12 protein-coding genes are annotated in these 12809 nt (G+C 71.3%); 5 read left to right on the forward strand and 7 right to left on the reverse strand.

The annotated features are described in order from the left end of the window. The first annotated feature begins 10 nt into the window (after positions 1–10). The 5 genes from ACIA8X_RS32640 to ACIA8X_RS32660 all read left to right on the forward strand — a co-directional run bounded on the left by ACIA8X_RS32640 (position 11) and on the right by ACIA8X_RS32660 (position 5267). A complete protein-coding gene (locus ACIA8X_RS32640) occupies positions 11–1300 on the forward strand; it encodes a multidrug effflux MFS transporter (RefSeq protein WP_399459852.1) in 1290 nt (429 codons plus the stop codon). Beyond that, positions 1240–2427 (forward strand): serine hydrolase domain-containing protein, encoded by a 1188-nt coding sequence (locus tag ACIA8X_RS32645; protein WP_393442089.1) that lies wholly within the window; start codon positions 1240–1242, stop codon positions 2425–2427. The genes ACIA8X_RS32640 and ACIA8X_RS32645 overlap by 61 nt, the downstream gene beginning before the upstream one ends. Before the next feature lie 127 nt (positions 2428–2554). Continuing rightward, entirely contained in the window at positions 2555–3544 is a 990-nt protein-coding gene (locus ACIA8X_RS32650; RefSeq protein ID WP_399459797.1) for a small ribosomal subunit Rsm22 family protein, read from the forward strand. Positions 3545–3694: 150 nt separating this feature from the next. After that, positions 3695–4351: a TetR/AcrR family transcriptional regulator gene (locus ACIA8X_RS32655; RefSeq protein WP_393442095.1), complete on the forward strand. Its 657-nt coding sequence runs from the start codon at positions 3695–3697 to the stop codon at positions 4349–4351. 184 nt (positions 4352–4535) lie between these two features. Then, entirely contained in the window at positions 4536–5267 is a 732-nt protein-coding gene (locus tag ACIA8X_RS32660; protein ID WP_393442097.1) for a bifunctional DNA primase/polymerase, read from the forward strand. 27 nt (positions 5268–5294) lie between these two features. On the opposite strand, the gene ACIA8X_RS32665 is transcribed toward ACIA8X_RS32660, so the two are convergent. From ACIA8X_RS32665 to ACIA8X_RS32695, 7 genes are all read right to left on the reverse strand, one after another. Further along, positions 5295–6287 carry a hypothetical protein gene (locus ACIA8X_RS32665; protein ID WP_393442099.1) on the reverse strand — a complete coding sequence of 331 codons (993 nt, stop codon included), beginning with the start codon at positions 6285–6287 and terminating at the stop codon, positions 5295–5297. Continuing rightward, a complete protein-coding gene (efeU, locus tag ACIA8X_RS32670) occupies positions 6247–7119 on the reverse strand; it encodes an iron uptake transporter permease EfeU (RefSeq protein WP_393442101.1) in 873 nt (290 codons plus the stop codon). The genes ACIA8X_RS32665 and efeU overlap by 41 nt, the downstream gene beginning before the upstream one ends. Positions 7120–7125: 6 nt before the next feature. Further along, complete coding sequence (efeB, locus tag ACIA8X_RS32675) at positions 7126–8436, reverse strand: iron uptake transporter deferrochelatase/peroxidase subunit (RefSeq protein ID WP_393442103.1); 1311 nt, start codon at positions 8434–8436, stop codon at positions 7126–7128. Positions 8437–8449: 13 nt separating this feature from the next. Beyond that, positions 8450–9607: an iron uptake system protein EfeO gene (gene efeO / locus ACIA8X_RS32680; RefSeq protein ID WP_393442105.1), complete on the reverse strand. Its 1158-nt coding sequence runs from the start codon at positions 9605–9607 to the stop codon at positions 8450–8452. A 119-nt stretch (positions 9608–9726) separates the two neighbouring features. Beyond that, positions 9727–10542 carry a heme ABC transporter ATP-binding protein gene (locus ACIA8X_RS32685; RefSeq protein ID WP_393442107.1) on the reverse strand — a complete coding sequence of 272 codons (816 nt, stop codon included), beginning with the start codon at positions 10540–10542 and terminating at the stop codon, positions 9727–9729. Positions 10543–10636: 94 nt separating this feature from the next. Further along, positions 10637–11722: a FecCD family ABC transporter permease gene (locus ACIA8X_RS32690; RefSeq protein WP_393442109.1), complete on the reverse strand. Its 1086-nt coding sequence runs from the start codon at positions 11720–11722 to the stop codon at positions 10637–10639. Then, positions 11719–12735, reverse strand: a complete 1017-nt coding sequence (locus ACIA8X_RS32695) for a hemin ABC transporter substrate-binding protein (protein ID WP_393442111.1) — start codon at positions 12733–12735, stop codon at positions 11719–11721. Before ACIA8X_RS32695 ends, ACIA8X_RS32690 begins: the two co-directional genes overlap by 4 nt. Between the last annotated feature and the right edge of the window lie 74 nt (positions 12736–12809).

The raw sequence follows: 12809 nt of genomic DNA on the forward strand, positions 1-12809 counted from the left end.
TGGGGGGCCGATACGGGACGTATCGCAGTCAGCGACACCAACGGCGAAGCAACCGCCCGCCCGCTCCCTACGCCGGACCGGCCTCCTGGTCACCCTCATCCTCGGCGGCCTGACCGCCACGCCCCCGCTGGCGATGGACATGTACCTCCCCGCCCTCCCGGAGGTCACCCGCTCCCTGCACGCGCCCGCCGCGACCGTCCAACTCACGCTCACCGCCTGCCTGGCCGGCATGGCGCTCGGGCAGCTGGTGGTCGGACCGATGAGCGACCGCTGGGGCCGCAGGCGCCCGCTGCTCGCGGGCCTGGTCGTGTACGTGGTCGCCACCGTGCTCTGCGCGCTCGCGCCCACCGTGGAGATGCTGGTCGCCTTCCGGCTGACGCAGGGCCTCGCGGGTGCGGCGGCGATCGTGATCGCACGGGCGGTCGTCCGCGACCTGTACGACGGCGTCGCCATGGCCCGCTTCTTCTCCACTCTCATGCTGATCGGCGGCGTCGCCCCGATCGTGGCGCCGCTCATCGGCGGTCAGATCCTGCGGGTGACGGACTGGCGGGGCGTGTTCGTCGTGCTCACGGTCGTCGGGGCGCTGCTGGCCGGGCTGGTCTGGTGGAAGCTCCCCGAGACGCTGCCGGAGGCCGAGCGGCAGCGTGGCGGGGTCGGCGAGGCGCTGCGCGCGATGCGCGGCCTGCTCGCCGACGGCGCCTTCGCCGGGTACACCCTGGCCGGCGGGTTCGCCTTCGCCGCGCTGTTCGCTTACATATCGGCGTCGCCGTTCGTGATCCAGGAGATCTACGGGGCCTCACCGCAGACCTTCAGCCTGCTGTTCGGGATCAACTCGGTCGGGCTGGTGGTCGTCGGGCAGATCAACGGCAAGGTGCTGGTGGGGCGGGTCAGCCTGGACCGGGTGCTCGGGGCCGGCCTGGCGATCGTCATCCTCGCCGCGACGGCGCTGCTGCTGATGTCCCTGGGCGTGTTCGGCGAGGTCGGACTGCTGCCGGTGGCCGCAGCCCTGTTCGTCCTGATGTCCGCGATGGGCATCACCCTCCCCAACACCCAGGCCCTCGCCCTCCTGCGCACCAAGCACAACGCGGGCTCCGCGTCCGCGCTGCTCGGCACGTCCTCCTTCCTCATCGGCGCGATCGCCTCGCCCCTCGTGGGCGTCGCCGGGGAGGACACCGCCGTCCCCATGGCCGTCGTCCAACTGGCCGCAGCACTGGTGGCGCTGGCCTGCTTCATGGGAATGTGCCGTCCTTGGAACAGACGTGCGGATGGGCATACGGGTGCGGAGGGAGCGGAAAGCTGAGCGCGCCGAGACTGCGCGAGGACACGCCGGAAAGGGCCGGACTCGACCCCGAGGAGATCCGTCATCTCGTCCGCGAGGTCCACGACCTCACCACCGGCTCCCGCCCCTGGGCGGCCGGCCTGGTGCTGGCTGTCGGGAGAGGGCCCTACCTCGCCGTCGAGGAGGCGGCGGGCTGGGCGGTGCGGTACGCCTCCTACGACGAGGAGAAGGACGCCGGGGTGGAACTGCCGCCCGGCTCCCGCGTCCCGATGACCACGGACACCCCCTTCGACCTGGCCTCCCTCACGAAACTCCTCACCTCCGTGGCCGCGGTGCAGCAGATCGAGCGGGGCACGCTCGGTATCGACGCGCGGGTCGGGGCGTATCTGCCGGACTTCCGTGCGGCGGCCCGGCACGACGTCACGGTGCGGCAGTTGCTCACGCACACCTCGGGGCTGCGGCCCGAACTGCCGCTGTACGACTGTGCGGACGACGCGGAGCGGTTGGAGCTGCTGCGCGCGGAACCGCCGATCGGGGTGCCCGGCACGTACTGCTACTCGGACCTCAACTTCCTCCTGCTCCAGCACGTACTGGAACGCATCACGAGCCGCCCGCTCGACGTCCTCGTCCGCGACGGCATCACCCGCCCCCTCGGCATGACCGCGACCCGCTTCGGCCCGTGCCCCGGGGCGGCGGCGACCGAGGACCAGCGGCGGCCGTGGGCCAAGGCGGAGCGGGGGATGCTGCGGGGGGTCGTGCACGACGAGAACGCGTGGGCGCTGGGTGGGGTGGCGGGGCACGCGGGGCTGTTCTCGACGGCCCGGGACCTGGCGGTCTTCTGCCGCGCGCTGCTGTCGGGCGGCGCGTACGGGCCCGCCCGCATCCTCGGCCCGGACTTCGTGGAGCTGCTGCTGACCGCGCCGGGGTTGGGGTTCGGGGTCGATCAGCCGTGGTTCATGGGGGAGTTGGCGGGGCGGGGGGCGGCGGGGCACACCGGGTTCACGGGGACGTCGTTGGTGGTGGATCCGGCGACGGACACGTTTGTGGTGCTTCTGGCGAATACGGTGCATCCGCGGAGGCGGGCGGCCGAGAGCAGGCCGAGGGCGGCGGTGGGGACGCGGGTGGCTCGGGCGGTTCGGGGGTTGTGAGCGCCTGGTTCTCGCCCCCGCCGACCCCAAGATTCAGCCCCTCCGGCGTTTGAGGAGCGGGGTCTGGGGCGGAGCCCCAGAAGGACGGGAAGGGCAGGGGCGGCGGGGGCGAGAATAGAATCGTTGAGTGAACGCCCCCGTATACCCGGCCGAGACCCTGCGCCACAGCCTCGCCACCCTCCTCGACGGCCTCCCGCCCCGCCAGGCCACCCAGGCCGTCGACCGGCTGATCGCCACCTACCGGGGTGCCACCCCCACCCACGCCCCCATCCTCCGCGACCGCGCCGACGTGGCCGCCTACGCCGCCTACCGCATGCCCGCCACCTTCGAGGCGGTCCACGCCGCACTGGAGGCGTTCGCAGAGGCAGTACCCGGCTGGACCCCTGGCAGCCACACCGACGTCGGCGGCGGAACCGGCGCGGCGACCTGGGCCGTCACCGCCACCTGGCCCGGCGAGCGCAGCGTCACCGTGCTGGACTGGGCCGAGCCCGCCCTCGCGATCGGCCGGGAGATCGCCGCCGCCAACCCTGCGCTGAAGAACGCCCGTTGGCATCGCGCCCGCATCGGCTCGGCCCTCACCCTGGACCCCACCGACCTCGTCACGGTCTCCTACGTCCTCAACGAACTCACCGCCCCCGACCGCACCGCCCTCCTCGACACGGTCGCCTCCGCCGCCCAGACGGTCGTGATCGTCGAACCCGGCACCCCGGACGGCTACACCCGCGTCATCGAGGCCCGCGACCGCCTCATCACCGCCGGTTTCCACATCGCCGCCCCCTGTCCGCACAGCGCCGCCTGCCCCATCGTCCCCGGCACGGACTGGTGCCACTTCTCGGCGAGGGTCAGCCGCTCCTCGCTGCACCGCCAGATCAAGGGCGGCTCCCTCGCCTACGAGGACGAGAAGTTCGCCTACGTCGCCGCCACCCGCCTCCCGGTCACCCCGGCCCCCGCCCGCGTCGTACGCAAACCCCAGATCCGCAAGGGCCAGGTCCTCCTCGACCTGTGCGAAACCGAACCCGCCCTGCGCCGCACGACGATCACCAAACGCCACGGCGACCTCTACAAGGCGGCCCGCGACGCGGACTGGGGCGACGCCTGGCCGCCGGCGGCGCCTTAGCCCTGAAGGGGTCTGAATCCAGCCCCTCCGGCGTTTGAGGAGCGGGGTCTGGGGCGGAGCCCCAGAAGGATGGGACGGGTAGGGGCGGCGGGGGCGAATCCCCTCCCTGCGGCGAGACGTTCCGTCTTGTCAACCTGATAAATTCAAGCCATGGCAGCCCAGAAGTCCGCGCAGAATCCCCCCGGGAAAATCGATCCCCCCGCCCCCAACGCCACCCGCCGCAGCGAGAAGTCCCGCCGCGCCATCTATGACGCCGCCCTCGCCCTCGTCGTCGAGGTCGGCTACCCCAGGACGACCATCGAGGGCATCGCCGCCCGCGCCGGTGTCGGCAAGCAGACGATCTACCGGTGGTGGTCGTCGAAGGCCGAGGTGCTGATGGAGGCGTTCCTGGACCTCGGGGAGCAGGCCGCGCAGGCCGCCGGGGAGGAGCCGTACGTCATCCCGGACACCGGGGACCTCGCGGCTGATCTGAAGGGCGTGCTGCGCGCCACCATCGACCAGATGACAGACCCCCGCTTCGCCGCTCCGGCCCGCGCCCTCGCTGCCGAGGGCCTGGTCAACGAACCGCTCAGTCGGGAGTACGTCGCCAAGCTCATGGAACCCTCGTTCCAGCTCTACGTCGACCGGCTGCGCGCCGCCCAGGACGCCGGCGAGGTGCGACCCGATATCGACCCGCGCATCGCCCTCGAACTCTTCGTCTCGCCGCTCGCCCAGCGCTGGCTCCAGTACACGGGCCCGATCTCCTACGAGTACACGGACACCCTCGTCGACTACGCCCTCCACGGCCTCGCACCGCGCACGCGGTAGGGCCGCAAGGCAGGGCGCACACGGCAGGGGCCGTAAATCCCGCCAAAGCGGCCCATTGCCCCTGATCACAGTGGAGCGCACACCTCGCCCCACCTGGCCCGGTTGTCCGCTACGGCCCCCCGAAGCTCACGATGATGGGACCATAGGGCATGCTGTTCCGCACGACAGCGAGGCGAGGCGATAGATGAGCGCGGAGTTGGGCGGCTTGGCCGGCCTGCAGGGCAAACTCTCCCAGTGGCTGCGCGGACGCCGCCCGAAGGACGCCGCCGACGACGGTGGCAGGGAGACCCTGCTGCTGGCCGCCGCCGCGGTGGGACTGCCCCTCGCGCCCGCCGCCCACCCGGCCGGCTACCGATGTTCCTGTGACCGGATCGGCTGTCCCACTCCTGCCCGGCACCCGGTGTCCTTCGCCTGGCAGACGCAGTCCACCACCGATCGAGGGCAGATCGAGCGGTGGGCCCGGCATCAGCCGCAGGCCAACTTCATCACCGCGACCGGCATGGTGCACGACGTCCTGGACGTGCCGATCGAGGCCGGGCGCGAGGCGCTGGAGCGGTTGCTCGCCTCCGGTATCGAGGTCGGCCCGGTCGCCGAGAGCGACGACGGCCGCATGCTCCTGTTCACCCTCACCCGCGGTACCCCCGAGGACGAGGACGAGTGGTGGCCCTGCGAACTGGACTGCCACCCCGAGACCATGGACGAACACCCGGGACTGCGCTGGCACTGCCGCGGGTCCTACGTCCTCGTACCGCCCGCCCAGCTGCCCGGCGAGGACCAGACCGTGCACTGGGTGCGCGGCCTCGAACACCCGCTGCCCGACCCGCTGAGCCTGCTGGAAGTCCTCACCGACGCCTGCTCCCGCTACGTCGGCGAGGAGCCCGACCACGTCTCCGCGGCCTGGCCCCATCGCCGATGAGCCCCAGGGCTTGTCGCGGCGGCGCCGCTACTCGCCCTTCGCCGACGTCAGACCCTGGGTCCGGCCGATGACCTCGACCTTCCCGGAACCCTTCGGGTCCAGGGCCACCTCGTTGGAGACGATCTCCATCGTGAGCGACTGCTTGATCTCGCCCTTCGTCAGGGCCTCCACGGCCTTGCCCGGCGAGGGGACCGAGGTACCCGCGTAGGCCGTCCGCTTCTCGTAGTAGCGCGTGGTGAAGAACACCAGCGCGCCGCCGTCCGAGGTGCGCAGCGCCAGTGGGGCGTAGTCGCCGCTGGTGAGCGGCTCGTCGATGAACTGGCTGACCAGGCCCGGACGCTTGGCGTCCTTCTCCCGGTCGGCACGCCACTCGCTGGTGTGGCGGCCCTCCGCGAAGACGTCCCCGCCGTCCTTGAGGTAGCTCGCGTACTCCTTGCTCAACTCTGCGGGCGGCAGGGCCAGTTCGGTCGAGTTCGCGGGTACGGCCTCGGCCCAGCCGTCCTTGTCCGTCTTGAACTTCGGCAGGTCGCCGGGGGCCACCAGCGTCAGATACGCCGCCTCCCAGGGCTCGTCCAGACCGCCCCGGGTGAACACGAACAGCCAGCGCGCGTTGCCGAACTTGCTGCCGGCCGCGTCGGCCACGAACCAGCGGGGCCAGCCCGCCTTCTTCGGGATCGTGATGTTGACGTCCGACAGCTTCAGCGGGGTGTGCGCCGCGTTGCCGCCGGGGCTGACCGCTTTGCCCGCCGTCAGCCGGGCCTGGTCGATGTCGCCCAGGGCGCCGGTGACGTAGTCGGCGTCGAGGGAGCTGTCGTATGCCTTGTCCGCCTTGTTGTACGCGGAAGTGAACTCTTCGAGCGCCTTGGTGGCCTCCGCCTTGGTGGCCGAGGGGAGGATCTCCCGCTCCCCGTGGACGACCACGCATCCGCTCGCCGTCAACGACAAAGCGGTCAGCGAGGCTGCTATCAGTGCGCTCCGGTCAAGCTTGCGGAGCCTTCGAGGGCCGCGTTCCCTGCTCATCAGGTCCCTTCACCTTCCCCTTCCCGGAGGCGAACCCTACCGGTGCCAGGAACAGCATGAGTGTCGGGACCAGGTACAGCAGCCACACCGTGACCTGGAGGACGGTCGGATCGGGCTGGAAGTTGAAGATTCCCTTCAGCAGGGTGCCGTACCAACTCGACGGATCGACGGTGTCGCTGATGTCGAACGCCTTGTCGCTCAGGCCCGGCAGCCAGCGCGCCTCCTGCAGATCGTGGAAGCCGTACGCCAGCACGCCCGCCGCCACGACCACCAGCATGCCGCCGGTCCAGGTGAAGAACTTGGCGAGGTTGATACGTACGGCGCCGCGGTAGAACAGCCAGCCCAGGACGATCGCCGTGGCGATGCCGAGGGCCACGCCGATCAGTGGGCGCGGGCTGCCGTCGCCGGCCGCGCGCACCGACGCCCAGACGAACAGGGCCGTCTCCAGGCCCTCCCGGCCGACCGCCAGGAACGCGGTCGCGACCAGCGCGCCCGTGCCCATCTGCAGGGCCGCGTCCAGCTTGCCGTGCAGCTCGGCCTTCAGATGCCGGGCGGTGCGCCGCATCCAGAAGACCATCCACGTCACCAGGCCCACCGCGAGCAGCGACAGGGAGCCGCCGAGCGCCTCCTGCGCCTCGAACGTCAGCTCCTGCGAGCCGAATTCGAGCGCGCAGCCGAAGCCGAGCGCGAGGGCGACCGCGGCGCCGATGCCGATCCAGATGGGCTTGAGGGCGTCCCGGCGGTCCGTCTTCACCAGGTAGGCGATGAGGATGCAGACGACGAGGCTGGCCTCAAGCCCTTCGCGCAGGCCGATCAGATAGTTGGAGAACACGGGCCCTCACGCCTCCTCGGAGAACAGCGTGCTGCCCCACCAGTCGTCCTTGTCGCGGACGCCGGGCGGGATCGCGAACAGCGCCGAACCCACGTGCTGGATGTACTCGTTGAGCGAGTCGAGCGCCAGATTGCGCTGGACGCGGATGAACCCGGTGCGCGGGTCGCGTTGGTAGGCCAGGAAGAACAGGCCCGCGTCCAGCCGGCCCAGGCCGTCCGTGCCGTCGGTGAAGGAGTAGCCGCGGCGCAGGATCGTCGCCCCGTCGTTGGAGTCGGGGTGCGCGAGCCGGACGTGCGCGTCGGGCAGCATCGCCTTCAGGAACGGCTCGTCGCGCTCCTTGGCCTTGCCGACCGGGGCGCCCTCGCCCTTGTCGCGGCCGAAGATGTCCTCCTGCTCCTGCAAGGAGGTGCGGTCCCAGGTCTCGATGTGCATCCGGATGCGGCGGGCGACGAGGTAGGAGCCGCCGGCCATCCACGAGGGACCGTCGGAGGAGTCGACCCACACGAACTTCTTCAGCCGGTCCGTCTCCGTGCCCGCGATGTTGCGGGTGCCGTCCTTGAACCCCATGAGGTTGCGTGGGGTCTGCTCGTCCGGCGTCGTCGACGAGGTCTTCCCGAAGCCGAGCTGGGACCACTTGATGACGACCTTGCCGAAGCCGATGCGGGCCAGGTTGCGGATCGCGTGCACGGCGACCTGCGGGTCGTCCGCGCAGGCCTGGACGCACAGGTCGCCTCCGCTGCGGTTCTTGTCGAGGTTGTCCCCGGCGAACTTCGGCAGCTCGGCGAGGGCTTCGGGGCGGGCGTCCGCGATGCCGAACGCCTCGCCGTACTTCTCGAAGAGCGACGGCCCGAAGCCGATCGTCAGCGTCAGCCGCGACGGCTTCAGCCCCAGCGCCTCACCGGTGTCGTCCGGCGGCGCCTCGGCCAGCCCGCCGAACGCGCCCTCGCCGACCGCCTGCCCGGCGGTCATCCGGCGCGCGGCCGCCGTCCAGTCCTTCAGCATCCGTACGAACTCGGCGCGGTCGTCGGTCTTCACGTCGAACGCGGCGAAGTGCAGCCGGTCCTGCACCGGGGTGGCGATGCCCGCCTGCCGGGCGCCGTGGAAGTCGATCGCGGCGCCCGTGTCGGCGCCCGCCGGAGCCACGTCATCGCCCGTGCGGCTCATCGCCACGGCACCGCCGGCCGCGACGGCACCGAGCGCGAGCCCGGCACCGCCCCAGCCGATCAGCGCCCGCCGGGACGGAGACGGGGAGGTCTCGGAGGTCTCGGAGATATCGGAGATCTCGGGGGTATCGGGGGTATCGGAGGTCTCGGTCATGAGGGAGCCCGCCCTACTTCACGACGACGGAGGCGGCCAGCTTGGACAGCGGCTCCGCGAGCGCGTTGACGCCGTCCGACAGCTCCTTGCGGTCGGCCTCGCCGACCTTGTCGTACGAGGTGAAGTCGTACGACGCCTTGTCCGCCCGGTACTTGTCGAGCAGCGTGTTCAGCGCGCCGAACTGCTTGTCGAGCTCGGTGACCAGCGCCGGCTCGTTCTCCTTCGCGACCGCCTTCAGCAGCTCGTACGCCTTCTGCGCGCCCTCGACGTTGGCCTTGAAGTCGACCAGGTCGGTGTGCGAGTAGCGCTCCTCCTCGCCGGTGACCTTGCCGGTGGCGACCTCGTCGAGGAGTTCCTTGGCGCCGTTGGCCATGGAGGTCGGGGTGATCTCGGCCTTGCCGACCCGCTTCTGCCAGTCCTCCAGGTCGGTGATGAGCTGGTCGGCGAGTTCCGAGTCGCGGTCGGTGAGCTTCTTGTCCTGCCAGAGCGAGCGCTCCAGACGGTGCCAGCCGGTCCAGTCCTTCTCCGGGTCCTGACCGGCCTCCAGTCCGTCCTCGCGGACGTCGACCTTGGGGTCGATGTCGCCGAAGGACTCGGCGACCGGCTCGGTGCGCTCCCAGCCGATGCGGGAGGGGGCGTAGGCCTTCTTCGCGGCCTCGATGTCGCCGTCCTTGACGGCCTTGGCGAACGCCTCCGCCTTCGGCAGCGTCTCGTCGGCCTGCGCCTGCGCGTACTCGCGGTAGGCGGCGACGGCCTTGTCCAGCCGCGGGTCCCGCTTGGCGACCGCGCCCTTGCCGGTGGCCTTGACGGTCTGCCGGATGCCGTCGCCCTTCATGCCGGGCTTGCAGGCGATGGTGTAGTCGCCCGCCTTCACCTCGGCGGTGACGGTCTGCTTGGTGCCGGGGCCTATGTTCTCGCGCTCGGTGACGATGCGGTCGTCCGGGAACAGGATGTAGACCTCGGTGACCTTGGACCCCTTGTTCTCGATGGCGAGTTCGACGTGCCCGGCCGGGAACTCCTTCTTCGACACCTCGCACTTGTCGTCCGTCGCCGTCACGCTGACGACCCGGTCACCGCCCGCCGAACTGCCCTTCTCGGTGCAGCCCGTGACGGCGGTCAGGGCCGCCACGGCGGCGAGGGCGGTGGTGACGGGACGTCTGACGGCACGCATGAGGGCTCCAGGAAGGTGAGGCTCGCCTAACGCAGCTAAGGATTACCTAAGTGGCCAAAAATGACCCCATAGGGAAGTCAAAGGAAAGTCAAAGCTTGTGGCAGGCGGCGTCATGGGCGTCAGCGGCGCGGGGTCACCAGCAACGCCCCGGTCCGCGGATGTGGAAGCACCTCCACCGACTGGTCGTAGACCTCCGACAGCAGCCGCTCGGAGAACACCTCGGCGGGGGGCCCGTCCGCCGCGACCCGCCCCGCGCGCAGGATCGCCACCCGGTGCGCGTAGGCCGCAGCGAGCCCCAGGTCGTGGAGTACGACGACCACCGCGTCCCCGGCCCGCGCCCGCTCCCGGCACAGCCGCAGCACCAGCTCCTGGTGCCGGAGGTCCAGGGCGGCGGTCGGTTCGTCGAGCAGCAGCAGCGGGGCGCGTTGGGCCAGCACCCGGGCGAGCGCGACCCGGGCCCGCTCACCGCCGCTGAGCGCGGAGAAGGGCCGTACGGCGAATTCGGCTACCTCGGTGAGTGCCATCGCCTCGGCGACGGCCGCGTCGTCGTCCTCCATACCGAGGGAGGCCCAGGGCGCACGGCCCATCCGGACGACCTCCTCGACCGTGAAGGGGAAGGAGAGGGCTGCCGACTGCGGCAGCACGGCGCGACGGAGCGCAAGCTCGGGCGCGGACCACTCGGTCGCCGGCCGACCGTGGATCCGTACGACACCTTCGGCGGCTGGAAGATCGGCGGCCAGCGCGCTCAACAGGGTCGATTTCCCGGCCCCGTTGGGCCCGACGAGAGCGAGCACTTCGCCGGCCCGAACGGTCACGGAGACACCGGTCAGCACCTCACGCACACCGAGACGAACGTGGAGCGACTCAGCGGCGGCGAGGATGTCGCCGGGTTCGGCGGGGGCTGGGGGAGTGGGGCGAGGGCGGAGCAGTCTCACGGAGGGTTCCTTGTCGAGAAGGGGACTGGAGAACCTAAGGGGCGCGGGGAACTGCGCGACAAGCCCCCACGCACCCGCAGTCGACATACGACCTCTAGGCCCAACCCCCTTGTCGCCGCCGAGTCCGACGCAACAACCAGAAGAAGAACGGACTGCCAAGAAGCGCGGTCAAGACGCCGAGCGGCAACTCCGCCGGCGCCGCAATGGTCCGCGCAGCGAGATCCGCCGCCAACAACACCACCGCCCCACCCAGCGCACTCCCCGGAATCAGAAACCGATGCCCCGGCCCCGCGGCCATGCGCAGCAGATGCGGCACCACAAGCCCGATGAACCCGATGACCCCGGAGACACTCACCGCGGCCGCCGTGAGCAGCGCCACGACCAGGATCAACGCAACGCGCATCCGCTCCACGTCCACCCCCAGATGCCGCGCGGGCCGATCGCCCAGCGCGAGCAGATCCAGGCGGCGCGCGTACAGCGGAGCCACCACCAGCCCCAGGACCGCACACGGCAGAACCGCCGTCACCTTGGGCCAGGTGGACTGGGCGAGGGAGCCGAGCTGCCAGAAGGTGATCTGGTTCACCGCGGCGGTGTCCGCGAGGAAGATGAACAGGCCGATGAGCGCCCCGGCGAAGGCGTTGACCGCGATGCCCATGAGGATCAGCGTCACGACCTCCGTACGGCCGCCCGAGCGCGACATCGCGTACACCAGCAGCACGGTGCCGAGCCCGGCGACGAACGCCATCGCGGGCAGCGTCCAGTTGCCGAGGAAGGTCAGCCCGAGCGAGATGGCGGCGACCGCGCCGACCGCCGCGCCCAGGGAGACGCCGATGGTGCTCGGCTCGGCCAGCGGATTGCCGAACACGCCCTGCATCAGCGCGCCGGCACACCCCAGCGACGCCCCGATGAGCAGCGCGAGCACGATCCGCGGGAAGCGGACGTTCCACAGCACCGACTCGGCGACCCGGTCCAACTCGCCGCCGCCGAGCCCGACTTTGTGCGTCACGGAGGCGAGCACGTCCCCGACCGGGATCGGATAGGCGCCGATCCCGGCGGCCACCGGCACCAGGACGAGGAGAGCGACACTCATGCCGACGGTCAGCAGCCAGGCGGCGGTGTGCCGGCTGCGGGCCGGGGTTTCGGCCACGGCCTCGGGCGCGGCCTTCTCCAGTACGGTCATGCCGCGTCGCCCTTCTCGTCCAGCTGCTTGTACAGCTGCGCCACGACCGACCTCAGCACCTGGTCGGTGCGCGGCCCGTAGCTCAGCAGCGCGCCGTCCTCGATCGAGACGACGCGGCGGTCCGCCCCGGCGGGGGTCTGGGCGACCCCCGGGATCTTCACCAGTCCATCCACGCCGCCGACGGACTCAAGTCCCTTGCTCATCACGAGAATCGCGTCCGGCGCCGCCTTCACCAGGGCCTCGCTGGTGATGGCGGTGAAGTCCTTCTCCAGCCCCGACTCGGCCCCGGCGTCGATCCCTCCGGCCGCCTCGATGAGGGGGGTGGCGCCGGAGCCCTTGCCGCCGATGAGATAGACGGAGGCGGAGCCGCGCAGATAGAGGAAGGCGACCCGCGGTCGGTCGTCGTGGGGCGGAACTTCCTTGCGTACGGCGGCGATTCGGGCCTGCGACCGCTCGGTCAGCCGCTTCCCCGCACTCGGTATGCCGAGCGCGTCGGCGACGGTCTGGATGCGCGGGCCGACGTCGTCGAGGCCCTGCGCGGGGTCGAGCACGAGGACCGGGATGCCGGCGGCGCGGATCTGGTCGATGGCCTCCGCGGGGCCGGTCGACTGCTCGGCGAGCACCAGGTCGGGCCTGAGCGACAACACGCTCTCGGCGGAGACGTCATGGCCGCGGGTGACCACGGGCAGCTTCGCCGCCTGCTCGAAGGTGGCGGTGGTGTCGCGGGCGACGACGCGGTCGCCGAGCCCGAGCGTGAACACGATCTCGCTGAGGCTGCCGGAGAGGGGGACGAGGTGTTCGGCCTTCTCGACGGTCACCTCGGTCCCGTCGGCCGAGGGGACGGTGACGGGGAGCTTCGGGGTCGGCGTGCCGCCGAGGGGCTCGACCCGGTTGGCGGTCGCCGCCGTGGCGGACGTCTTCTTCGCGGGGGCCGCCGCCGTGGAGCCCCCGCAGGCCGTCGCCGCCGTGAGGGCGAGCACCGCCAGCAACGCACCCGTCAGGCGTGCGCGCATGGGTCTGGGTCGCACGGTGGGCCGTCCTCTCCGCGCCCGTCTGACGTGCGCTCTTTGGTTGTCGGTCAACTGTG

Origin of the sequence: Streptomyces sp. NPDC051738 (assembly GCF_044453205.1) — a bacterium.
Taxonomy (GTDB): Bacteria; Actinomycetota; Actinomycetes; order Streptomycetales; family Streptomycetaceae; genus Streptomyces.

Coding starts and splice junctions, on each gene's coding strand:
- ACIA8X_RS32655 (WP_393442095.1), top strand. CDS start 3,695: ATGGCAGCCCAGAAGTCCGCGCAGAATCCCCCCGGGAAAATCGATCCC.
- ACIA8X_RS32660 (WP_393442097.1), top strand. CDS start 4,536: ATGAGCGCGGAGTTGGGCGGCTTGGCCGGCCTGCAGGGCAAACTCTCC.
- ACIA8X_RS32665 (WP_393442099.1), bottom strand. CDS start 6,287: ATGAGCAGGGAACGCGGCCCTCGAAGGCTCCGCAAGCTTGACCGGAGC.
- efeB (WP_393442103.1), bottom strand. CDS start 8,436: ATGACCGAGACCTCCGATACCCCCGATACCCCCGAGATCTCCGATATC.
- efeO (WP_393442105.1), bottom strand. CDS start 9,607: ATGCGTGCCGTCAGACGTCCCGTCACCACCGCCCTCGCCGCCGTGGCG.
- ACIA8X_RS32690 (WP_393442109.1), bottom strand. CDS start 11,722: ATGACCGTACTGGAGAAGGCCGCGCCCGAGGCCGTGGCCGAAACCCCG.
- ACIA8X_RS32695 (WP_393442111.1), bottom strand. CDS start 12,735: ATGCGCGCACGCCTGACGGGTGCGTTGCTGGCGGTGCTCGCCCTCACG.